Source organism: Flavobacterium sp. FG68, from assembly GCF_057808895.1.
Map to the genome: position 1 here is coordinate 53,867 of NZ_JBMDIY010000014.1, position 22,183 is coordinate 76,049.

General features: G+C 34.0%; 24 protein-coding genes. 8 read left to right on the forward strand and 16 right to left on the reverse strand.

Features of this window, described 5'->3' with window-relative positions; translation table 11 throughout:
• Window positions 1–6 precede the first annotated feature (6 nt).
• The 5 genes from ACODSB_RS10780 to ACODSB_RS10800 are packed head-to-tail and all read left to right on the forward strand — an operon-like array spanning window position 7 to window position 3,430.
• Complete coding sequence (locus ACODSB_RS10780; protein ID WP_488937036.1) at window positions 7–975, forward strand: hypothetical protein; 969 nt, start codon at window positions 7–9, stop codon at window positions 973–975.
• Window positions 972–1,604: a hypothetical protein gene (locus tag ACODSB_RS10785; RefSeq protein WP_488937037.1), complete on the forward strand. Its 633-nt coding sequence runs from the start codon at window positions 972–974 to the stop codon at window positions 1,602–1,604. Before ACODSB_RS10780 ends, ACODSB_RS10785 begins: the two co-directional genes overlap by 4 nt.
• 19 nt (window positions 1,605–1,623) lie before the next feature.
• Window positions 1,624–2,454 (forward strand): SIR2 family NAD-dependent protein deacylase, encoded by an 831-nt coding sequence (locus tag ACODSB_RS10790; RefSeq protein ID WP_488937038.1) that lies wholly within the window; start codon window positions 1,624–1,626, stop codon window positions 2,452–2,454.
• Between the two features lie 21 nt (window positions 2,455–2,475).
• Window positions 2,476–2,922 (forward strand): hypothetical protein, encoded by a 447-nt coding sequence (locus ACODSB_RS10795; protein WP_488937039.1) that lies wholly within the window; start codon window positions 2,476–2,478, stop codon window positions 2,920–2,922.
• Window positions 2,915–3,430 carry a hypothetical protein gene (locus tag ACODSB_RS10800; RefSeq protein ID WP_488937040.1) on the forward strand — a complete coding sequence of 172 codons (516 nt, stop codon included), beginning with the start codon at window positions 2,915–2,917 and terminating at the stop codon, window positions 3,428–3,430. Before ACODSB_RS10795 ends, ACODSB_RS10800 begins: the two co-directional genes overlap by 8 nt.
• An 8-nt stretch (window positions 3,431–3,438) precedes the next feature.
• Here the strand turns inward: ACODSB_RS10800 and ACODSB_RS10805 are convergent, their stop codons facing one another.
• From ACODSB_RS10805 to ACODSB_RS10825, 5 genes are all read right to left on the reverse strand, one after another.
• Window positions 3,439–4,275, reverse strand: coding sequence for a hypothetical protein (locus tag ACODSB_RS10805; protein ID WP_488937041.1), 837 nt, complete (start codon window positions 4,273–4,275; stop codon window positions 3,439–3,441).
• A 43-nt stretch (window positions 4,276–4,318) separates the two neighbouring features.
• The gene (locus ACODSB_RS10810) at window positions 4,319–4,969 is read right to left on the reverse strand and encodes a hypothetical protein (RefSeq protein ID WP_488937042.1); all 651 of its coding nucleotides are present in this window, start codon (window positions 4,967–4,969) and stop codon (window positions 4,319–4,321) included.
• Between the two features lie 39 nt (window positions 4,970–5,008).
• Window positions 5,009–6,103 (reverse strand): acyltransferase family protein, encoded by a 1,095-nt coding sequence (locus ACODSB_RS10815; protein WP_488937043.1) that lies wholly within the window; start codon window positions 6,101–6,103, stop codon window positions 5,009–5,011.
• A gap of 133 nt (window positions 6,104–6,236) precedes the next feature.
• A complete protein-coding gene (locus ACODSB_RS10820; RefSeq protein WP_488937044.1) occupies window positions 6,237–7,016 on the reverse strand; it encodes a bestrophin-like domain in 780 nt (259 codons plus the stop codon).
• Between the two features lie 121 nt (window positions 7,017–7,137).
• Window positions 7,138–8,568, reverse strand: coding sequence for an FAD-dependent oxidoreductase (locus ACODSB_RS10825; RefSeq protein ID WP_488937045.1), 1,431 nt, complete (start codon window positions 8,566–8,568; stop codon window positions 7,138–7,140).
• A 353-nt stretch (window positions 8,569–8,921) separates the two neighbouring features.
• On the opposite strand from ACODSB_RS10825, the gene ACODSB_RS10830 reads away from it, so the two are divergent.
• Window positions 8,922–10,556: an NADP-dependent glyceraldehyde-3-phosphate dehydrogenase gene (locus tag ACODSB_RS10830; RefSeq protein WP_488937046.1), complete on the forward strand. Its 1,635-nt coding sequence runs from the start codon at window positions 8,922–8,924 to the stop codon at window positions 10,554–10,556.
• A 72-nt stretch (window positions 10,557–10,628) separates the two neighbouring features.
• Complete coding sequence (locus ACODSB_RS10835; protein WP_053470378.1) at window positions 10,629–11,207, forward strand: Crp/Fnr family transcriptional regulator; 579 nt, start codon at window positions 10,629–10,631, stop codon at window positions 11,205–11,207.
• A gap of 91 nt (window positions 11,208–11,298) precedes the next feature.
• Here ACODSB_RS10835 and ACODSB_RS10840 read toward each other — a convergent pair whose 3' ends face one another.
• The 3 genes from ACODSB_RS10840 to ACODSB_RS10850 all read right to left on the reverse strand — a co-directional run bounded on the left by ACODSB_RS10840 (window position 11,299) and on the right by ACODSB_RS10850 (window position 13,415).
• Window positions 11,299–12,045, reverse strand: coding sequence for an SDR family oxidoreductase (locus ACODSB_RS10840; RefSeq protein ID WP_488937047.1), 747 nt, complete (start codon window positions 12,043–12,045; stop codon window positions 11,299–11,301).
• 45 nt (window positions 12,046–12,090) lie between these two features.
• Window positions 12,091–12,690 carry an NADPH-dependent F420 reductase gene (locus ACODSB_RS10845; protein WP_488937048.1) on the reverse strand — a complete coding sequence of 200 codons (600 nt, stop codon included), beginning with the start codon at window positions 12,688–12,690 and terminating at the stop codon, window positions 12,091–12,093.
• 116 nt (window positions 12,691–12,806) lie between these two features.
• A complete protein-coding gene (locus tag ACODSB_RS10850; RefSeq protein ID WP_488937049.1) occupies window positions 12,807–13,415 on the reverse strand; it encodes a Crp/Fnr family transcriptional regulator in 609 nt (202 codons plus the stop codon).
• A 162-nt stretch (window positions 13,416–13,577) separates the two neighbouring features.
• On the opposite strand from ACODSB_RS10850, the gene ACODSB_RS10855 reads away from it, so the two are divergent.
• Window positions 13,578–14,075, forward strand: a complete 498-nt coding sequence (locus ACODSB_RS10855; RefSeq protein WP_488937050.1) for a DinB family protein — start codon at window positions 13,578–13,580, stop codon at window positions 14,073–14,075.
• Window positions 14,076–14,343: 268 nt separating this feature from the next.
• Here ACODSB_RS10855 and ACODSB_RS10860 read toward each other — a convergent pair whose 3' ends face one another.
• The 8 genes from ACODSB_RS10860 to ACODSB_RS10895 all read right to left on the reverse strand — a co-directional run bounded on the left by ACODSB_RS10860 (window position 14,344) and on the right by ACODSB_RS10895 (window position 22,180).
• Window positions 14,344–14,925 (reverse strand): Crp/Fnr family transcriptional regulator, encoded by a 582-nt coding sequence (locus ACODSB_RS10860; RefSeq protein WP_488937051.1) that lies wholly within the window; start codon window positions 14,923–14,925, stop codon window positions 14,344–14,346.
• Window positions 14,926–15,019: 94 nt separating this feature from the next.
• On the reverse strand, window positions 15,020–16,006 hold the full coding sequence (locus ACODSB_RS10865; protein ID WP_488937052.1) for a VOC family protein: 987 nt from the start codon (window positions 16,004–16,006) through the stop codon (window positions 15,020–15,022).
• 59 nt (window positions 16,007–16,065) lie between these two features.
• Window positions 16,066–17,133: an alpha/beta fold hydrolase gene (locus ACODSB_RS10870; RefSeq protein ID WP_488937053.1), complete on the reverse strand. Its 1,068-nt coding sequence runs from the start codon at window positions 17,131–17,133 to the stop codon at window positions 16,066–16,068.
• A 7-nt stretch (window positions 17,134–17,140) separates the two neighbouring features.
• The gene (locus ACODSB_RS10875) at window positions 17,141–17,776 is read right to left on the reverse strand and encodes an NAD(P)H-dependent oxidoreductase (protein ID WP_488937054.1); all 636 of its coding nucleotides are present in this window, start codon (window positions 17,774–17,776) and stop codon (window positions 17,141–17,143) included.
• A 65-nt stretch (window positions 17,777–17,841) separates the two neighbouring features.
• The gene (locus ACODSB_RS10880) at window positions 17,842–18,699 is read right to left on the reverse strand and encodes an SDR family oxidoreductase (protein ID WP_488937055.1); all 858 of its coding nucleotides are present in this window, start codon (window positions 18,697–18,699) and stop codon (window positions 17,842–17,844) included.
• Between the two features lie 130 nt (window positions 18,700–18,829).
• Window positions 18,830–19,408, reverse strand: a complete 579-nt coding sequence (locus ACODSB_RS10885) for a Crp/Fnr family transcriptional regulator (protein ID WP_488937056.1) — start codon at window positions 19,406–19,408, stop codon at window positions 18,830–18,832.
• Window positions 19,409–19,503: 95 nt separating this feature from the next.
• Window positions 19,504–19,953 carry a VOC family protein gene (locus ACODSB_RS10890; protein WP_488937057.1) on the reverse strand — a complete coding sequence of 150 codons (450 nt, stop codon included), beginning with the start codon at window positions 19,951–19,953 and terminating at the stop codon, window positions 19,504–19,506.
• A 235-nt stretch (window positions 19,954–20,188) separates the two neighbouring features.
• Window positions 20,189–22,180 carry a response regulator gene (locus ACODSB_RS10895; protein WP_488937058.1) on the reverse strand — a complete coding sequence of 664 codons (1,992 nt, stop codon included), beginning with the start codon at window positions 22,178–22,180 and terminating at the stop codon, window positions 20,189–20,191.
• Window positions 22,181–22,183 lie beyond the last annotated feature (3 nt).

Genomic DNA, 22,183 nt, shown 5'->3' on the forward strand with positions numbered 1-22,183 from the left:
TTAAATATGAAGTATTGTATAAAGCTATTTGCTCTTTTATTTTTATTGAATAGTTGTAAAAACGAAACAAAAGAAGTTCGTAATAAAAGAGCTGTAAAAACTCAAAAAAACGATGAGGTTAAAATTTCTGCAACGGTATATAAAGATTATACAACAGCTCCTGTCAATTTTTTGGATGAAAAATATAAAATTGATGGTTTTGAATTCCAGGACAGTTCACCTTCATTTCCTTCTTATTATTTTTTTGATGAAAATTTAGGGTCATTTACGGTTACCTATGTCGGAAAATCAAGATTAACTCGGGATTATTGGGATGCCGATAACTCAAGTGGTTTTTTTGCTCTATTTAAGGGTAATAATAAAAACAACAAACTAGTAAGTGATAAGGCAAATGAAGTTTTAAACCGGGAATCAAACGATTATTACATTGTTGTTAATTTTTTACCTATAGAAGCAATTACAGAATGTTTTGATTGTGATTTAGGAGATTTTAAACTCAAAGACGATGCATATAATTATTTTTATGTATATGAAAATAACAAATGGGTTTTGATAAAAAGACTTTTGAACAACAATATTAAAAATCAAGGAATTTCGCTTTTTACAGAGGTATTATTATCTCATAAATTAAAAGATATTAAACCAATTGCAGAAGAATTTCAAGGTAAATTTAAAGCCGAAGCCGATGGAGAATATACTAATGATGGACAAGGTCATACGACTTATTATTTTACCATTACAAAAAAGAAAATTGATTTAAAGTATGAAGCTTTTAGAGGAGATTTTGTTTGCGAAGGCGAGTATAAAGGAATACAGAATGGTACTATTTTAGAATTGTATTATGATAGAGAAGATGATCGCTGTTTAAAATTAGATCCTACTTATTTAATAAAAAGAGAAGACGATAATTTTTTTATAAAAGGAATTGGTGGCGAAGGAACTATTAATGAATGGATAAAAATGGATAAAGAATGATAAAAGTTAGAATAATGATTTACTTTCTGTTTCTTTCATTATGTGCCTGTAAAGAGCCAAAGAAAGAAATAAAAGAAACAAAAGAAATAACTCCAAAAGTAATTAAAGATAAAGTTCAATCTGTAACTAATGATCAGTTAAATGACTTTATAGGAGAATATGAATTTAAAGATCCAGATAATCCAAAAGAAAACCTTCTTTTAGTTTTGAAAACTGCAGATATTAAAAGTATTGCTGATTTTGAAGGATATGCATGGGAAGAAACAAATGAAAAAAGAGAAATTGTTGAGAAAACATTAATTGGATTATTTTACGGTAATACAGATTTATTTGATCAAGCGAGGGAAGGATATGGACCTGGTTTTTTTGTTGCAAATGTACAAGTTGAACCTGCTGGAGAGAATTCATTGCAAGTAAATGTTCAGGCAACTGCTTCGGATATTTTAGAAAATCCCGTTGTGCCGCCAATTAAATCAACTAAAGAAGCTTTGGAAAAAGGGAATAAAAAATGGGAGATAACAGAAATTGATATTTTCAGAGAGTTAATTTTTGAAATTAAAAATCCTAAGGAATTAATACTCAAATCAGATTTAGGTTTAGAGGATAAAACATTTAAAAAGATAAAGTAATTACTTAGAGAATTAAAAAATGAAAGAACAGCTTACCGAAATTATAAGGCAGGTTTATCATAAAAAGAACAGAAATCTATTTACATTTTTAACAGGTGCAGGAATTTCTGCAGAAAGCGGTATACCAACATACAGAGGAGTAGATGGCATATGGATAAAAGGAACTAAATTTCATAAACCGGAAGAATTTGGAACGTTTAAATATTTCAAGGAAAATCCCGAAGAAGTCTGGCAATATTCGTTGTTTAGAAAAAGGATGTTTGAAAATGCCCAGACAAATCAAAGTCACCATGAAATAGTAGCAATTGAAAACCTTTTGCAAGACAGATTTCATTTAATAACTCAAAATATAGACAATTTACACCGTCGTGCCGGCACGGAAAGAATCTATGAAATACACGGAAAAGCCAGAGAAATCAAATGTTCTAACGGATGTAAAGAGATAGAAAATTTACCAGCTGAAATTGAGGGCAAAGACATAGACGAAGACCTGACAGAAAAAGATATCGAATTATTGAAATGCAAAGAATGCGGCAGCTGGATGCGACCAAACATTTTATGGTTTGATGAATATTATGATGAAAAAACAAATAAAAAATTCAGCTCTTTAAAAATCGCTAAAAACTCAGGAATTCTATTTATTGTTGGCACTTCTGGAGCAACAAATCTGCCAATGGCAATTGCAGAAACCACATTGAAATATGGCGGAACAATCGTTGATATTAATACCGAGGATAATTTATTTACTGAACTTATTAAAGAGAAAAAAAATAAAATTATCATTCGTGAAACTTCAACAGAAGCATTAAAAACAATACGAGAAATATTGCAAAATATATCAGAGGAATAACGATTTTTAATATCAAAATATATGTGTCAAAACGGAAAAGAAATCAAACTTTGTACCTGCGTTCCCAATGGAATGGATACTATTATTCACCACAAGAATTCCCGAAAAAACAGACAAAAAAGACGTGTCGATTTTACCTGGACGTTAGAAAAATGTTTGGGCTGGAGTAAAACTACAATGGATGGAATGGGGTATATGCCTGAGAAAGCTTTAACAGAAGATTTGACAAATGAAAGAATGCTTGTTGATCTTAACAGTAAAAATTGTTTCGATTTCGATTATGAACCTAATGAAAAAGATAATCTTCAAATTTTTGCTCCTGAAGGTTCTATTAGAAGACATTTATCTTTTATTTTTCGAAATGGAGAATGGGTAGCAGGTTCTCATATGCCTTTTATGTACGAGATGGAAAAAATAAATTTTGGAAAAGTAACTTTAGAAGATAAAACTGAAAATAAAAATGATTAAAAAAACACTATTTCTGCTAATAACTGTACTAACGTTAATAAGCTGCAAACATCAAAATGAGGAGAATAAATCTTTAAATGTAAAAAGCGATAATAAGGACAATTCTGAAAATCTTTTAAAAAAGAATAAAGATACTGACAGTATTATTGAGGTTGAGGAGACTGAAAAACCTACCGAAGTTCTTTTCAAATGCAAAGAAAACGACAACGGTATGTCGAGATATGATGATCCTTTAAATAAAACCTGTGTATGTAACGAAACCACATTTGACGGTGCTTATGAAATATTTTACAAAGAGTCACCAGATTACGAGCAAAAGAATTTATTGAAAAAATTACCAGAGAAAAATAAGGAATGGAAAGCTCCCGATGCAGACGTTACCTACACATGGGTTGAGCAGGATACATTAAAAATAAACCTGTTTTATCAAGGAGGTGAAGACACGTATGTTTTTTATAAAAACAGCGATAATAAAATAGAATACAAACAATATGTATCGCTGCCGTAAATTTAGATTTAATCGCAGCGATAACCATGCAAATCTAATCCTTCAACATAAATTGTTTTAAATTTATCGTTTTTTTGATGAATAAGGATTCTTCTTTCGGGAAATTTGGTTTTCGATTTAGCGGAAGTTTTTCCCCACAAAAAATCATCATTATAAACAAAATAGGCAGGACCAATATTAGCAAACACTTTTACTTTGGTGCTGTCTTCATCACTATATCTGTAAACGATGCTGTCATCCATTTTTTGAATTTTTCTTTGAATGGGAAAATAGCCTTTTCCGTAATTTAGGTTTAATGGTTTTTTAGAACATAAAAGTGGTTTGCCGTTTTTAGCAGTATCAAAATTCTTGATGGTCAGGCCAATGAAATTTTCTCTGCAATCATCAATTCTACAGATTACTTCATCAACCTTCATTTCTGCAAAACCTTTAGTTCCGTAAACATAATATTTAGGTTCGATGATTTTTTTAATCTCCTTTTCTAAGTTTTTACTTTTAATAAGTTTGACAATTCCTAAAGTATCATAAAATTCAAGTTTTTTATTTTTTACAGCTTTAGGATCATAAAAACCAGCTTCTAATGAATCTGTTTCATTTATTCGTCTGTAAATTTCTTCGTATTTGGATATGGTGTCAGATTCAAACATGGTAATAACAATGGCTGTAGTATTATCTGCCAGATCATAAACAGGATAAATGCTATCCTCTTTTATTTCTAATTCTAATTTTGAGTTATCTTCTGCTATTTCTTTTAACGGGATATTCTTGTGTTTTTTCTTTTTTTCCTGACAAGAAAGGAACAGGGAAAATGAAATTATAAAGAGTATAAAAGTTGTTTTTTGCATTGGATATTTTTAAATAGATTTCGAAATGTTTTTATAAAGATGATTAACAACAGCCTATAATATCAACTGCTTTTTTCAGTCTTTTAGAATATCCAATATAAGTCATATCTTCTTCTGCAAGTGAAATGGAGAACAAAGGCCTTTTATCATTTTGACATTCTATAAAGGCATCATAGTTCATAAACTCATCTTTTGACTGACCGAGAACATCATCCTTTTCTATTTCATTTTTGTCAGATATATCAGTAAAAGAATTTGGATCAACCATTTCTTTAGCTTCAGTTAAAATGTACTTTTCCATTTCTTCATCATTTTTAATATATATCAAATGATAACCATTTGCTATGTATCTTGTTTTAAAAGATTTTTCATATATCAATTCACCAATGCTGTTAAAAATTTGAAATACTGATGTTGTCTCATTTATATTTCCCTTTGGAACAGTAATAATAAATTTATCATCAGTTGACAAATCTGAGAATTTTGCAGACAAAGAGTCTTTAAATTCTTCTTTGATTACAGTATTAACAGGATCAAAATATACTTCTGCCGGCGGGTGTGCAACGGTTAAAGTATCTTTTTTGGATAAAGTATCGCTTACAATTGCAGTTTTTTTGATTGGCTTTTTTTCAACTTTATTGCAGGCATAAAAAAGTAAAACAGATAAGAAAAAAATCAGCGTATTTTTATACATATTTGAGTATTTGATTTGAGTTTTAATATTTTAAATAACTTATTTAACCGCTTTCCCATTCCATTTCTCAGTCAAATATTTTCGAAGCGGAATATCATAAAATACCATTCCCAAATAAGCAAATGCAACCAGCAAAATTGTTCCGGAAATAGTAATAATAGTTAGCTGTAAAGTATCTGGTTTATGAGAAGTATAATAATTACCAAACATCCACAAGGCGGCATAATGCGTCATGTACAACGGATAAGAAATCTTTCCGGAAAATACGCAGATCTTTTTCAGGTTTGGCGTCAGTTCTGCGCCGGCTCCCAAAGCAATTAACAAAGGAAAATAAAATAAAACAATCAAAGGTTCAGAAAGCCAGTTCCATTCTGAAGACGGCATTAAAAAAGCCATAAGTAATAATATAGTCAGACTAATAAATCCAAGTTTGTTTTTAATAACCCAGTTGCAGCGATAAATAAGCAAACCCGCTAAAAAAGAATAAGAAATTCGGGCACAGCCGTCCCAAAATGTCGGACCGCTCCAGCCTCCCAGTAAATTATCTGAATTATAAGCTACATAACAAATAGCCAAAGCAGCCAGAATTGTTAGAATTTGAAGGTAAAATCGATTAATACGACACAGTACAAAAGCATATACAATATTGGCAATATATTCCCAAAAGAGCGACCAGGCCGGAGCATTAAAGCTGAACAAATTAAAACCACGATCAGCAATTACAGGCAGCGGAATAAGAAATAAAGAACAAATAAAAGTTAGAACAATTTTACCCGTACTATACAATTCTGGATGACCGCCAAAAGGATCAAACAAAAACGCCAGTAAACCTAACACAGAACCTATAATTACAAGTGGATGAAGCCTAATAATTCTCGAAATAAAAAACTTACGAAGTCCCATTTTTGCTATACGATCATCATAAGCATAACCGATTACAAATCCGGAAAGACAGAAGAAAAAGTCAACCGCTAAAAATCCATGTCCGATAAAATTTTGAGTAGGATCAGTAAAAACCCATTCCATAAAATGAAAAATCACAACCGCAATCGCAGCAATGCCTCTTAGTCCGTCAAGAATTTCAAAATGTTGTTTGGTTTGTAGGTTTGATGCAGTAATTGTATTCGTATTCATTTCAATGTATATCCGGTCATAATTAAACTAAAGGCGTCGATAAGCACACGCATACTTTCATGGCAAGATATATAAAATTATCTTGCCAAGTAACCAGAAAAAGACAAAAAAATGATGATAATTGTTAGAATAATTACTCAAAATTTTTCCTCAAATCAATTATAGTTTGATTTGGAACATCAAGATTTACAAAACCTCTGCGTGGTCTGTCTAAATCGAGTGTAAATAAAATTACTAGCGAAACCAAAAGACAAAAACCAATTTGAACTAACCAGTCAATTTTGCCTTTAAGCCCTTCAGAATATCCAGAATAAAACGCAATTATCATAGAAAGAAAAAACAGCATAACTAAAATGCTTTCGGGAACTTTTGCTTTTTCTCCGGATAGGCGGGAAGTAGTAACATCAATTAAGTCATTAAGTGCTGGAATCATTTGCTGTGTCGCAGCAAGATTAGCCGGATCTTTTGAAAGAGTGGTCGCACGTTTCCATAATTTCGCAGAAATAACCTGTGATAAACTATCAGCTTTTAAAATTCCTTTTGTGTCGGGACCTACTTTGTAGTATGAAATTCTTGTTTCGACATAATCCTTAAAATCTTTTCGAAACAATGCACGTGTTGAATCCGGATATAAATCACTTCTCAGTATAGCAGTACCAATAATATTGGATTCTTCAACCACAATTTTTCTTCGGGAATCGTAACGATCGCTGCTCATGCTAAATGTAAACGCTAGTAAGAAAAAAAGCAAGGCAATAAGTGAAGATGTTTCTGTCGTTTTTTCTTCTTCAGGGTTTTTCTTCCGAATATGATTTCCGGCTACTTTCCCAATAAAACTTGAAATAAGCATTAATACAAAAAGCAATAGCGCAATTACCCACGCTTCAGTTTGATAGAGAATACCTGTATCCATACGATTAGCTGTTTTTTAGAAATAATGAAACGACTGAATTAACAGAAAAAGACTCTCAAATATAACAAAAAAATGTAGGATTTAATTATGATACAGCAAGTTATAATTTGCAGTTAGTTTGTCAGGCTTCTTTTTTCTTCAAACATCGTCCTCTCGGTTCATCACCTTCATGAAGCACAATATCAGAATGCAAAAACTGAGCAGCATCAGCAGAATCTCTTACTTTGGCTGCGCTGCGTTCTAACATTTCAGTTTCAAACTCTGTTAATACACTTTTCCTGATTCCGGATTTTCTCCATTGCGATAAAGGTTTACATCCTTTTGCAATTGCTCTTGCGAGCGACAATGCATCCAGTAACGCTTGATTGGCGCCTTGTCCTTTAAACGGACTCATTGGGTGCGCAGCATCTCCAATTAATGTTGACGAGCCTCCTTTATCTAATAATTCAGAATCAAGTAATTGACGATCATAAACAGGATAACCCGAAATCTGAGTGGCTAAAGTTGCCTCTAAAATCTGCGGAATTGGATTGTGCCATTGTGTTCTTCGGCAAGCTTCTTCTTTTAAAGCTGAAGGCCCTAAAGCACTTAAAGATTTTGCTTCATCTTCAGACATTGGAAAACTCAATTGCCACATCACAGAATCTGAAGTATAAGGCATGATATAAATTCGTTCATTGCCATTTGCGGTTTGAAATACAGTTGCAGAATCCAGTAAAGAACTATCAATTCCTTCAAGCGCGCTTAAAGGGCAAATGCCTAATATTACAATACAATCCAAATAACGTAAAGGTGTAATATCATCGCTAATTAAAAGCTTTCGTACCGAACTGCGAATACCATCGGCACCCACAATAAGATCAGCTTTTGTGCTTTTTATTTCACCATTTACCAGAAAATTTATGTCGAGACTTTCATCCTCACATTCTTTAAAATCAACTAATTGATGTCCCCATTGTACAACATCATCTCCGCCAAGCTGTTCGAGAAGTTCTAAGCGAAGCGATTGTCTTGCGATATGCACATTAGAACGTTTTGCAGCTACTTTAGCATCAGTCTGCAGCCATTTTCTAATTCCCCATTCGCCAACCACTTTTCCTTCGGGAGTATGAACCAAATGTCGTGTAGAAACTACGCCGTCTTTTAAGGAAAAAATACCTAAACCTTCGATCGCTTTACTAGCTTGCTGTAAAGTAAGTCCGTAACCCTGAGAACGGGCAGAGAAGTTGTCATCGCGCTCATAAATAGTAAAAGGAATTCCTCGGTGCAAACAAGCCACAGCAAGCGCAGTTCCGCCAATTCCGGCACCAATAATAGCAACGTGAGGGAAGTTTTCTGTATCTGGCTTGGGAAAAAAGTTAGATTCAATTAATCCAGATCCGTTGCAGTTAAGGCATTTGTATAAGTTAGCCTTAGGACGAACAGGAGGAGTTCCATTGCCTTGTGTTTTTTCAAATTCTTCGAATGCCATTTGGTAATTAAGCCGTACTTTTTTGCTAAGCCTTCGACTTTTTTTACCGCGACCTTGGCATTCAGGGCAAGTAGTCCACATATTCGTTTGTTTAAAACTAAATTTTTGTACCAAATTTAGAATGGGCAAATTTAGAGCGAAATTAGTATATACACAAATTCAATTTTTATTGAAGTACAATCGCGGTTCTATTTTTTAAATATCAATAATTTTCAATAACAAATTAGCGAAATAAAATAAATAAGATTTTTTCTATAGCTGTAAGGTGTTGAATTCTTTGGTTTTACTAAAAATGTATATTGATTGCTTATGAATTGAAACTGATAACAGAATTTTAACATAGTTCTGTTTAACATTCCTTAATTTGTTAAGGAAATAAATTAAAAACCAAAAACGAATTTTATTAAAATTAATTCCCAATTAAACATTTGTATATGGAAAATTTAAAAGCATCCCAAACGGCTATTGACGGCCTTTTTACAGCAGAAAATCTAATCCCCCAAGAATATCAGATTTCAGAAATTCATCAAAGAGAATATCTCTTAAACGGTAAATTAGTTCCCTGGAACGGAGAAGTTACAGAAGTTTTTTCTCCTGTTTTTGTGAATGGAGCAGACGGACTTAAACGCAAACTCGTTGGAACAATTCCGCATACGTCTGCCAAAGAAGCATTAGAATCGCTAGACGCAGCGGTTGCAGCTTACGACGACGGACAAGGCGTATGGCCAACAATGAGCGTTGAAGACAGAATTAAATGCATGCAGAAATTTGTGTATTTAATGATTCAGCAGCGTGAACTGGTGATCAAACTTTTGATGTGGGAAATTGGAAAAAGTCTTCCCGATTCAACCAAAGAATTTGACAGAACTGTAGAATATATCAATGCCACAATTGATGCCTTAAAAGATTTAGACAGACAATCATCACGATTTGAAGAAGCAGAAGGCGTTTTGGCACAAGTGAGACGATCTTCTCTTGGTGTTGTTTTGAGTATGGGACCATTTAATTATCCTTTAAATGAAATTTTTACCACGCTGATTCCGGCCTTAATAATGGGAAATACCATTTTATTTAAATTACCAAAACATGGCGTTTTAGCACATTATCCTTTATTGAATGCCTTTAAAGAAGCATTTCCTCCGGGAACGGTAAATACACTTTATGGAAGAGGCGCAGAGATTATTTCTCCATTAATGGAAAGCGGAAAAGTAAATGTATTGGCTTTCATTGGGTCAAGTAATGTAGCAAATGGATTAAAGAAACTGCATCCAAAAGCCAACAGACTGCGTTCTATTTTAAGTCTTGATGCAAAAAACGCAGCCATTGTAACGAAACACGCCGATATAAATGTGGCTGTAAATGAATGTTTACTCGGAGCCTTATCTTTTAACGGACAACGCTGTACGGCATTAAAATTAATTTTTGTGCAGAAAGATGTTGCCGATGAATTTGTTCAAAAATTGAGCGAAGCAGTCGCAGCCTTAAGACCGGGACTTCCTTGGGATAAAGATGTGAAAATTACGCCGCTTCCGGAAGTTGATAAACCAGCTTATCTTAAAAATTGTTTAGATGATGCGTTGGCAAATGGAGCAAAAATTATAAATGAAAACGGAGGATATACCAATAATTCATTTGTATTTCCGTCTGTTGTTTATCCTGTAAATGATAAAATGAAATTGTATCACGAAGAACAATTTGGGCCAATTATTCCGGTTGTTCCTTTTGATTCTATCGATGAACCAATCAATTACCAAATCAACGCATCGCACGGAATGCAGGTGAGTATTTTTAGTGAAGATCCGAGAGAAGTAGCAAGTTTAATTGATCCGTTTGTGAATTTAGTAAGCCGTGTCAATATCAACTGCCAGTCACAGCGCGGACCGGATGTTTTCCCGTTTACCGGAAGAAAAGACAGCGCAGAAGGAACTTTATCAATTTCTGATGCATTGCGTTCGTTTTCAATTCGTTCGCTTGTTGCCACGAAAGCTACAGACGCCAATAAAAAATTGTTTAACTCAATTGTAAGAGATCACGATTCTAATTTCTTGAGTACAGATTATATATTTTAATAGAAAACGAGCAATTGTATTATCTTTGTTAGGCTAGAAAAATTAGCTTTTTAAAGTTTTTATACCCAAGATATGTTTGAAGTTTTTGCCAAATATTTACTGAATCAGATACAACTGAGTGATGAAGAATTAGAAATGATTCGGGAAGTTACCGTTGTACGCAAACTTAGAAAAAATCAATACCTGCTTCAGGAAGGCGATATCTGGCGTTTTAATGCTTTTATAACAAAAGGCTGTTTGCGAACGTATAGTGTAAATGATAAATCAAACGAACACATTATTAATTTTGCTATTGAAAATTGGTGGATAGGAGACCGGGAAAGCCTTTTGAACGGAACGCCTTCACGTTTTAATATCGATGCAATCGAAGACAGCGAAGTATTATTGATAAGTAAAGATAATTTTGCAATGCTTACCAAAAGTATTCCTCAATTTCAGGATTTGGTGAACCTTATTATTGAAAGAAGTTTTGTCGCAAGTCAAAACCGAATTAACAGCAGTATCAGCCATTCTGCCGAAGAAAAGTATAAAAACTTTATGGAAAAACAGGCTCATATTGCCTTAAGAGTTCCACAGCATATGGTCGCTTCTTATTTGGGAATTACGCCTGAAACTTTAAGCAGGATTAGAAAGCAGACTTTAAAGAAATGAGTTGATAATTGTTAATTATTAATTGCTAATCTGAATACAAAAAGGGTAGAAAACATTGTTTTCTACCCTTTTTTATTTTTATAAAATTGAATTATGCATTTTGTCCGCCGTCAACTGTGATTGTTGTTCCAGTTACGAAAGAAGCTTCGGGGCTTGCGATAAATGCAACCACATTTGCAATTTCAGATGGATCAGCATAACGTCCTAATGCTACACTTGCTTTTACAACATCTGAGAAATCAGTATTATCAGGATTCATATCTGTAGCTGTTGGCCCAGGATGAATGGTGTTTACCGTAATTCCTTTTTTTCCTAAATCCCAAGCCCAACCTCTTGAATAGGCAGCCAGAGCAGCTTTTGAAGCGGCATAATCTGCAAATCCTGCAAAAGGTAAACGGTCTGCAAAAGTAGAACCAATATTAATGATGCGTCCGCCTTCGCCTAAATATTTAGTTGCAGCTCTTACACCTGCAGCAACTCCAGCCGTATTTACAGCGTGTAATTCTTTTAAAGCATCCAGTGTTTCATCTGCATTGTCCACAACGCTGTAAACAGAAACTCCGGCGCTGTTTACTAAAATGTCTAATTTTCCAAATTTTTCTGCTGTTTGGTCTACCGCATTTTTAACAGAAACAGGATCTCCGCTGTTTGCTTTTATGGCAAATGCTTTTCCGCCATTATTTATAATTTCATTGGCTAATGCCTGAGCTTTTTCTTCAGAACTTACATAAGTAAAAGCTACTGCAGCTCCTTCTGAAGCTAATTTTTTTACGATTGCAGCACCAATTCCACGACTTCCACCAGTTACTAATGCTACTTTATTTGCTAATTTTTCCATGATCTAATTTTTTAATTTGTGAATTTTATTATTGTATTAATTGTTTTAATTTGAAGTGTTTAATAAATGCAATCCCGCAAGCGGTCCGCCCGGAAATTGCTGCATGGCGCCGCCGCGAACCAAGCTTCCTAGATCAACTCCAGAAAAGTTTAAGGTTTCTAAAAATACTTTTACGCTGTTTTTAGCTTTTGAATTGTCGCCAGAATAAAAGATGGCAGTTCTTTCACTATTTTTATTATTTGGTCCAATCACCGCAGGCTGTAAAGTATTGAATGCTTTTACAATATGTGCATTTGGTAAAAGTGAAGCCACAATTTCGCTTGAAGTTTTTCCGCCCAAATCAGGAAGAATAAATCCGGGATTAATAATGGGATTGTTGGCGTCAAGAATAATTTTTCCGGTCATATCTGGTAAATCCTGAACCGAATCTTCCAGTTTTTGCCACGGAATAGAAAGCAAGATAATATCAGCTTCTGCAGCTTCTTGTTTGCTCACAGCTTTTACATTATTACCTATTCTTTGTGCTGTATCTTTTAATGAATCTGCTCCACGGCTGTTGCTGATAAAAACTTCGTGTCCGGATTGAGCTGCTCTTTGAGCAAAAGCTAAACCTATAGCTCCGGCTCCTATAATTCCTATTTTCATATCGTTTATTATTATATTGTTGATATTGATTTTAATAAGACAAAGTTATAGCAGGAGCGAGGGGAAGACCAATGACCTTTAAAGCAAAAAAGCCTTGACATAGGTCAAGGCTTTTGTTATTTTTTGACAGATAAACTTCTGATTCTGCTTAATCTTTCGGCGGAAACGCCCAAATAAGAAGCAATCATGTGAAGGGGAACACGATTAAAAATATCGGGAAATTTTTGAATAAACTGATTGTATCGTTCTTCTGTACTAAACGTCATGGCATCATTTACTCTGTTTTGTGCCGCGATATACGTTCTGTTTATAAGATTATTAATCATCGAGAGGAATTCAGGAATCGCAATAAATAAGTTATCCATATCTTCTCTTTTAATTAGTATCAAAATTGATTCTTCAAGAGCATCTATATTATATTTGGATGGCGTGGCATTAAGTAAAGCTTCGCGATCGCCCGCCCACCAGTTTTCAATAGAGAATTTTATAATATGTTCGGCACTTTTTTCATCTACAGAATATGTTCGCAGACAGCCGGAACATACAAAAGCATAATGCTGCCAAAGATCGCCTTCCTGAAGCAGATATTGTTTTTTGCGCAGTTTTTTAATTTTTCCAACTTCACGAATCTTTTCAAAATCACTATCAGAAATAGTGACTTTACTATTAATATAGGTTTTAAAAAATTCGAAAGCGCTATTTTGAGTTTCCTCAGTATTTTTCATAATCGTATGCAGACTTTTTGATGAGCTAAGTTACTTCAAAAAAAGATAATTTAAGAGCTAAAAACCTTGATTAAAGTCAATTTGTTTGATATTATATATCAATGTTTTCCAAAGTAAGAAACAAGAACTTTGTAACATTTATAATAATTAAAGTATTGTATTATGTCACATTTTAAAAGCGATGAAGCGCTCTTGTTAACTACTAAACTTTATATAGGAGCGTGGCTTTTATCCAATAGAAGATTACACAATTTAATTATCAAACTTTCTGAAGAAGAAATCTATAAAGAAATTTCTCCCGAAAGAAACCGGGGGATTTATCTTTTGGGGCATCTTATTTCAACAACCGATACGATGATTGAGTTATTGGGTTTTGATAAAAAAAGATATCCTGAACTGGATTCAATTTTTGTTTCTGCTCCGGATAAATCGGGCAAAATTTTTCCTGATTTTGAAGTTTTAAAACAGAATTGGGAAAAGATAAATACTGTTATGTTAGAACATATCGAAAATATGTCACCGGAACAATGGCTTGAAAAACATGCTTCTGTAAGTGAAGATGATTTTAAGAAAGATCCAACTAGAAATAAACTTAATGTTTTGATTAGCAGAACCAATCATCAAAATTATCATTTAGGGCAATTGGTTTTGTTATTGTAATATTTATATCAATTTCGTTTTTGATATAAAATTTTTATTAACCACATAGAAACATAGATTTAAAAATGTCTTATTAAGAGGATTAAAAAAAATCTAGATTTTAACACATAACTTTGTGTGTTTTTCGATGACGCAGCTTTGTCAAAGTTTTAAACTTTGACAAAGCTCTACGCATACAAATATGTGAATTAATGCAAGTGAAACGCCTTTTAAACACACAGAAAAACTATGTTCCTATGTGTTTAAATAATTACACACAACAGGATATTTATATTTTTTTGGTGTTTTGATTTCTAATTCGACTAAGTGTTTCTGCAGAAATTCCCAAATAAGAAGCAATCATATGCTGCGGAAATCTGGAATGTACATCCTGAAATTTATGGAGAAAATTGGTATATTTTTGTTCCGATGTCAAACTGATATTCGACAAAACCCGATTTTGAGATTCTATAAAACTAATCTCAAACAGCTTTTTCATGAATTTTGCAAAATCAGGAATTTCAGTTAAAAGCTTTTCAAAATTTACTTTCGAAATCAATATTACTTCAGAATCTTCGAGCGCATCAATATTTAGATTAGAAGGTATTTCAGAAGAATAACTTTCCATATCTCCAGTCCAGGAATTCTCTAAAGAAAAATCAATAATATGTTCAATTCCGCGGTCGTCTACACTGTACGTGCGTAAAAGTCCTTTTAAAACAAAAGCATAATAACGCCAGATATCACCTTCCTGCAGTAGAAATTTTCTTCTCTTAATATTTTTATGAATAAGAGTTTCCTGTATTAATTCAAATTCAGTTTCAGAAATTTGAAGTTTTGTTTTTAAATAATCGAGAAAATCCTGATACATAAAAATGAGTTTGAGTAAAATTATCGATTTTTTGATATATAATAAAAAAATCCCGCCATAAAGCGGGATTTTCAAGTTAAAAAGACTTAGATATTTATTTTTTTAATCCGTCGATAAAAATGTAAAGCGATTTAATTTTGTTGTTTTCTATTGCAAAAACATCCTGACCAGTAATGGTATCCGGTTTGCTTTCTGGACCAAACTGCCAAAAAAGGCGTGCAATATTATTATGGGTTTCAATTGGTTTTGCCAAAGAAAATTTAAATCCCGGATGTTTTTTCTGAAGATCATCAATAAACGGATTCAAGTTCGTAGTTCCGTTTAAAATAAAAAACGGATCTACAATATTCACATCTTCGGTATAAATCAGTTTGAAGTTTTTGGTTCTTTTCTCTACATTTTTTTCGCCCCAAGTTGCCAAATGCAACTGAAGTAATTTTTCTACTTCGTTTGTAGCTGTAATTTTTGTTGCGCTGGTAATAGCAAAAGATTCTCCAGCCAGTTTTGGCGACCATAATTTAGTCTGCGGATTTTCTTTTTCATACGCTTTTCCGTTAGGATACGAAACAAGTTCAAACTGTGCTCCCCAAGGTGCTAAAAAATAAACCCATGATTCGCCCGCAGTTGGCCCCACAGTACTTACAATAGGATCACTTAAAACGGTTATCCCTTTTGATTTAAGATATTTTACGCTGTTAGTAATATCATCAGTATAAAAAGCAGTATGATTCCAGCCAAGATCATCTCCGTAAGGCACTTCTTTATTTCCTTTTGGCGATTTGTATTCAAATAATTCAATATTTGCTCCGTCACCGGCTCTTAATGATACGATTTTTTCGACCTGAGCACCAGAGTGAATTTTGTATTTTTCTCTCCACGCGTCATCAAGTTCAAAAGGGCCAATTTCTGTTACAGGTGTAAAACCTAAAATATCTTTAAAAAAGGGCAAAGCCGTTTTCATGTCAGGAACCGTGATTCCAATGTGTTCAATGCCTTTAACTACAGGAGTTTGAGCAGATGTGTTTTGGGAAAAAATAGTGGTAAGAGCTAACATATAGATGGATTTATAAATTGTTTTCATTTGTTTAATTTTTAGAATTAAAGGTTCTTATGGATAAAAATCCAATCAAATGTGTTTAATTATTTTAAAAAATCAGTGATGTATTTTACAGTTGCTTCCGGCTTTTCTTCAGGAATAAAATGTCCGCTTCCTTCAACTCTGTAAATTTTTAAATTGGTTGTTTTGTTTTCCAGAACGGCTTTCATCCAATAAAATCCTGGACCCCCTAAAGCCAAAACCGGCATTTGAAGTTTAGTATAAGTAGCATCGTCTAAAATATCCTGCGGAAATTCCTGATACCATGCATTTCCGGCACGAATTGCATCTGTGCTGTCATAAGCGTTTGCATAAACCGCACGATCAAATGTGTTGATGGCGCTTTCATCTAAAAGCAAATATTTAAAGAACCATTCTTGTTCTAAATGCACGCGTCCTTCCAGAATTTTCTCAGGCAATCCTTTTACCTGATGAAAAGCAAACCACCATAAATACGGATGCATTTCGTCTAGTTTATCACCAAAAGTACCTTTTGCAGGAAGTATCGGAATACTCATTAAACCTTGGTCAGGATGCGGAACATCTAACATAATTAAATTTGCAGTTCCGTCTGGATGATTGGCAGCATAGCTAAAAGCGACGTGAGAACCAATATCATGTCCGGCAATATTGGCTTTTTGATATCCCAATTGATGTACCAGTTCGTAGATATCTTTTGCCATTGTTTTTTTATCGTATCCGCTTGCAGGTTTGTCAGAAGTTCCCATTCCTCTTAAATCAACTGCGATAACTTTGTATTTTTTAGCCAGTTCCGGCATCATTTTATGATATGACCACCACGTTTCCGGCCAGCCCGGTAATAAAATAAGAGGTTCTCCTTGTCCGCCCACAACATAATGTAATTTTACACCGTTGACAGTGGCAAAAGCATTTCTGAAACCCGGAAGTTGTTTTACTAAAGCTTCATCGGTTAAAGTTTTTTTATTAATGCTTTGAATGTTTTGCGCATTTGCATCGGTACTAAAAATAATTGCGGTGAAGAATATTACTGCAATATTTATTTTTCCGAATACGATGGTAAAGATTCTGTTTTCTAAATTGATCTCTTTTGAGATCAAGTAATTTTCTATTGTATTAAGTATTGTTTTCATTTTTAAGTTATTTTATTTCTGTTAGAAATTCTGAAATTGGTTTTCTAACCTTTTTTGCTTTTAAATTATAATCGTTGGTTTCGTCTCTGTAGCCTAAAGCCAAAAGCATGGAACTTCTTAATCCTTTTTCGGGCAATCCTAATAATTGATCTAATTGTGCCGGATTGAAACCTTCCATTGGTGTTGCATCAATTTTTTCGAGTGCGGCGGCGGCTACAGAAAGTCCAAGTGCAATATGTGCCTGTTTTGCGGCGTGATGGAAATTTTCTTCTTTAGTGAAATTTCCAAAGTAACTAATGGCGAAATTCTTCTGACGTTCGGTTACGGTTTCTTCTTGATTTCTTTGTTCGTTAAGATGTTTAAAAACACCATCAATTCTTTCCGGCGTATAATTATCCCAGGCGGCAAATACCAATAAATGTGAAGATTCAACGGCTTGCGGCTGATTCATAGCGATAGGTAGAATTTGCTGTTTAAGTTCGGGATTGCTGATCGCGATAATTTCATAAGGCTGTAAACCAATTCCCGAAGGTGCAAGATGAGCGGCTTCAATTATGCGTTCCACAATTTCATCCGGAACTTTTTGACCTGTCATTTTCTTGGCTGCATAACGCCAGTTCAGTGCTTCTATAATAGATTTCATAGTAGTTTATTTTGAAGAGTGAATAAGGCTTTACGAGTTTTTGCAAAGCCTTATTTTAAGTTGAATTAGTTGCTGTAAGCAGAAAGCCATTTCGCTTTAATCTCAGCTCTTGCAGTAATAAATTCCTGATCTGTTCCTTGTGCGATAGCGTCAAGTGGTAAACGTAAAGGGCGTGTACCTTTTTCCATGTTTACAAGAGACAAAATACCGTCGGCAATGGTTTGAGGGTTCATATCGTATTGTGCCATTTTTCCAAATAAAGCACCGCCAAGAGCGTTGAATTTAGCTGCTGCTTCTTCGCCGTATTCGGCAATGATATCTGCTTTATCAGCTTGAAGACCTGATTTTTGACCGTTGTTCATTTCTGTTGGATAAACACCCGGCTGAATACTTACGTTTTCAATTCCAAATTCGCTTAATTCATCCTGAATTCCTTCTGTAATACTTTCTACACCAAATTTAGAAGCTAAATATGGTCCCATAAAAGGTAAAGTGTGACCGCTCGCGCCAGAAGTAAGGTTGATAATCAAACCGTTTTTAGCTTTACGCATGCTTGGTAAAACGGCTTGATAGGTACGAATAACACCGTAGAAGTTAACTTCGAACATGTTTCTGATCTGGTCTAAAGTCCATGATTCCCAAACACCATATCCGGCAACTCCGGCATTGTTTATAAGTACGTCGATTGTACCATGTTTTGCTAAAGTTTGTTCGAATGCTTTTGTTACAGACTCATCGTTTGTAACATCAATATCAACTACTTCAACATTTGGCAAAGCTGCCAATTCTTTTGCAACGGCTTCATTTTTACCGTTTGTTCCGCGCATACCCGCAATAACGGTATGACCAGCATTTGAAAGTGTGATTGCAGTTAATTTACCAAATCCTGTACTTGTTCCTGTAATAAAGATTGTTTTTGACATTTTGTATATATTTTAATTAGTGAAATATTTATAGTACAAAGTTGCGTCAGGAACACTCTTTAAGCCATTGATGTTTATTACAAAAAATCTTGACATTTATCAAGAGAATGGAAGAACGGGACGTATTGTTTTATTTTTTATAAGCTAATTTTCTTATTCTGCTTAGGGTTTCGGGGGTAATGCCTAAGTAAGAAGCTAACATATGCCTCGGAACACGATTGGCAAGCTGTGGATAAAATTCAAGAAAATGAAGGTATTTTTCTTCGGCAGTATAACTAATATCGGCCTGAATTCTTTTTTGGGTGGTATTCATACTCTTTTGAAGTATGCTGCTTATAATAGAACTGAAGGTTGGGATTTTTTCGCAGATTTTATCGAAGTCGTCTTTATGTATTAAAAGAACTGTTGCGTTTTCGATGGCTTCGATATTTAGTTTGGAAGGTGTTTCGTTTAATAAACTTTCGCGATCGCCTGTCCACCAATTTTCGATTGAAAACTGAATGGTATGTTCGACATTATCTGCGTCTACAGAGTAGCGTCTGACGCAGCCGTCGCAAATAAAAGCGTGAAAATTCCAAACATCGCCTTCTTTTAATACCAGTTGATGTTTACGGAATTTTTTAACGTTGCTGACAGATTCTATAAATGCCCATTCGTCATCAGACAGAATAGCTTTACTTTCGATATATTTTTTAAATACACTAAACATAATTACAAAGATATAGTATTTATAAACGGGTTAAATGAAATAAAAAGGCCGGAATTAGAGATTAATTCCGGCCTTAAATTATAATGTTATGATTGTTAGTTTCCGATAAGAGTATTAGTCTGGAAAATGTTTATTTTATTTCCGTCAACATCTGTAATCATGGTACATAACATTTTATCACCTGCCAGATATTGTTCTTTCCATACAAAATTAACGCCTTTTTCTTCAAGTTCTTTTGTAGCAACTGCCAGATCTTCAACCTGCAAAACAATTGATTTATTGCCAAGCGGAATTAAATGGAGCGGGGCATCAGCAAATAAAGCTTCGATTCTTTCGGGATTGGGGATATTTAAAAGTTCGATGCGCATTCCGCCAGCTTTTAAAATAGCAGCTTCTGCAGATCCGGACGGAATGGCAAATGTAGTACGGCTGACTAATTTGAAATCAAATATATCAGAATACCATTTGATGGACTGATCGATATTTGAAACCGTAAAAGCAATATTGTAAAGAGAGAAGGAGGCAAGTCCTGATTTATTTTCCATGTTTAGAAGATTTTAAAAATTTGTATTGTGGGTAATGCACTTTTATTATGCAAATTTCAAACAAATCTTATTTTAAAACATTGACATTTGATAGGAAATGGATTGATGTAGATCAAGAACATTTGATAAATTAATGATGGATGCGATAAAAGAGGCGATAAAAAATTAAAAGCTGCCACTCAATATTTAATCTATGAATGACAGCTTTTAATTTTTAATCGTTAATTTTTTGCAGTTATTTAATATCCTTTAAAATCGCAATGATTTCGGTAATTTCACTGCGTAGGGTATTTATTTTGCCAACCGTTTCGGTACTAAATTCTCCCAGATTGGCTTCTTTCTCAATAATAGAGACATAATTACTAAGATCCTTCAGCAAAAAAATATCTAAACTGGATTTCATAGTATGCGAAAGCTTTTTGGCAGTATCCACATCATTTTTATGAATGGCTTCTTCCAATTGCGTTACTTCATTCGGGATTTTTTCTAAAAATAAATGAATCATATCTTGTCGAAAATCAGGATCTCCGCAGGAAACTTCATCTATAAAAGACAAATCGATATTTCGTTTTTGAGAAAGCGGAATATCTTTGTTCATTACGGTTTTTATCGCATCTAAAAGTACAGCCTGTTTAAAAGGTTTTGGAACATAACCATTCATTCCTTCCTGATAACAGCGTTCCTGTTCGCCAACTAAAGAGTGCGCTGTCATGGCTATAATAGGAATATTCAGCTTCATTTCGTTTCTAATGTACTGCGTAGTTTGATACCCGTCTTTAACAGGCATCTGAAGGTCCATTAGAATTAAATCATATTTATTTTTTGATAATAATTGGATTCCTGCTTCACCATTTTCGGCAATATCGACTTCATAACCAAAGTTGTAAATAACGCTTTTCACCAATTTTTGGTTTAAAACATTATCCTCACAAAGCAGTATTTTATATTTATCCTGATTATGTTCCGGTAAAGTTGTTTTTATTTCTTCAACATCATCAGCTTTTTTATAAGTAAGGGTGAAGAAAAATTCTGAACCATGACCCAATTTACTTTTAACCTGAATTTCTGAATGCTGTAATTCAATTAATTGCTTTACAATATTAAGTCCAAGTCCTGTACCGCCAAATTTTCGTGTCGTGCTTTCTTCTGCTTGCGTAAAACGTTCAAAAATAGTTTTAAGCTTTTTTTCAGCTATTCCGATTCCGGTATCTTTAACAGAGAATCTAAGCGAATAATTCTCAGCTGTTTCAGCAGTCTTTTTTACAGAAACGGTAACTTCGCCTTCTTCAGTGAATTTTAGAGAATTTCCGGCAAGATTTACCAGTATTTGATTCAGTCTTCCCTGATCGCCAATAACCATTTCCGGCATATCGGCATCCAGGAAAAGATTAAATTCGACATTAGCAGGAACTTTTACCTTTAATAAATCATAGATATGCTTAAGGGTATTTTTTAAATTGAATGGATGGGCATCGATAGTCAGGTTTCCCGATTCGATTTTGGATAAATCCAAAATATCATTCACGATTAAAAGCAGGTTTTCTTCTGCAATTTGGACACTATTAATATAATCGCGCTGAATAGTATCAAGTCTTGTTTGGGCAAGAAGATCCGTAAAACCAATAATAGCATTTAAAGGCGTTCTGATTTCGTGGCTCATATTGGCTAGAAAACTGTCTTTTGCTAAAACGGCGCGCTGTGCAATTTTTTTCTGCGCAGCAAGTTCAATATTTTTAGTTCTTAATTCGAGTTGATTGATAATATGCTTTGCTACAATCGAAAGCGCATTTTTTTGATTTTCATTCAGTTCTTTCGAAATGTGATCGATCGCGCAAATAGTTCCAATATTATATCCATCAGGAGTTGTAAGCGGGATTCCGGCATAGAACCTAACTTTAAAACCATCGACTACATTAGGATCGTCTTTAAATCGTTCGTTTAAATGGGTATCGCCAATTTCAACCATTTCGGAATCTAAAATAGTATAACGGCAAAAACTAATTTCACGCGGCACTTCAGATACTCCAATTCCAATTTCAGATTTAAACCATTGTCTGGTTTCATCTATAAAAGATATGTGTGCAATAGGCACGGCACATATATAAGAGACAAGTTTGGTAGCATCGTCAAAGATGTGCTCAGGAAGTGAGTCCAATATATTATAACGTTTTAATGCTGCTAAACGTTCTGTTTCGTTGTGTGGTAGAGGTTGTTGGGGATTGCTCATTCT